The 1019-nt window shown below is 56.4% G+C and carries 1 protein-coding gene; it reads left to right on the top strand.

Annotation, left to right across the window (positions count from 1 at the left end):
- Positions 1–180 precede the first annotated feature (180 nt).
- Positions 181–1019 (top strand): IS110 family transposase (locus MEB48_RS29000; protein ID WP_237887126.1); only part of this gene is annotated, 839 nt, incomplete at its 3' end.

A 1019-nucleotide genomic window follows, 5' to 3' on the forward strand; every position in this document is an offset into this window, starting at 1 on the left:
CCTGAAGGCAGGATTTGCTCCTGACCTTGTCTGTAGAGAGGCCCCCCCGCCTCATTGCCCACCACGAAGAGTATCGAGAAGCCGACAAGTCGGACTTCGCATTACAAGGTTGCAGTGGCATGAAGTTCGAGGTCGGGGGAACCAGGAGCAATCTTACCTAAAGCCAAGGAAGTGAAAAGCATGAATGTTCATATCGGCATAGACATTGGTTCGCGCACGTCGGCCATGGGATGGCGGCAGAAGGGTAAAACGTCCGGCCAGTGGGACATTCAGCACACGCCCAAGGGTCGCAAGGCCGCCGTGGAGAAGCTGTTGCAGCTCAAGCCGCTGAGCGTGGTCATGGAAGCCACCGGCATTTACTATCTGGACCTTGCGATGGAGTTGCACGCTGCCGGCTTGCCGGTCTCGGTGATCAACCCCAAAAGTTTCCACAACTTTGCCAAGCTGATGCTGCAAAACAGCAAGACTGATCAGATTGATGCCCTATTGCTGGCTGAATATGGCGAGCGCATGTCGCCTAGGCTTTGGGTGCCCCCTACGGCAGATCAAATGACGTTGCGGGCAATTGGCCGTCACATCAATCGGCTGATTGGCCATCGAACGAGAGCCAAGAACGAATTGCATGCGCTACAGGCGACAGAAATGAGTGTTGAGCTGCTGATCGAGGATGAGAAAGATGCGATTGCAGCATTGGACACCAGGATTGATCGTTTGAAAAAGGCAGCACGTGATGCCATCGCCAAGTGCCCGGATTTGAGTTTGCAGTTTCGCTGCATGATGGCCGCGCCTGGCGTAGGAGAGGCCTCGGCCATCGCGGCACTGGCTGAGCTGACGACGTTGCCAGTGACGCTTAAATCGGCCCAGGTAAGCCGTTATGCGGGGCTGGATGTGAGGCTGACCCAATCAGGCACGAGCGTGAACCGCCCAGGGCGCATGTCCAAGTGTGGCAACGCTTACTTGCGTGCCGCGATGTTCATGCCCGCGATGACGGCAATCCGCTGCGATGAGAATGTGAAGGC

Source organism: Pseudomonas sp. PGPR40 (assembly GCF_022014505.1).
In the GTDB taxonomy this organism is placed as follows: Bacteria; Pseudomonadota; Gammaproteobacteria; order Pseudomonadales; family Pseudomonadaceae; genus Aquipseudomonas.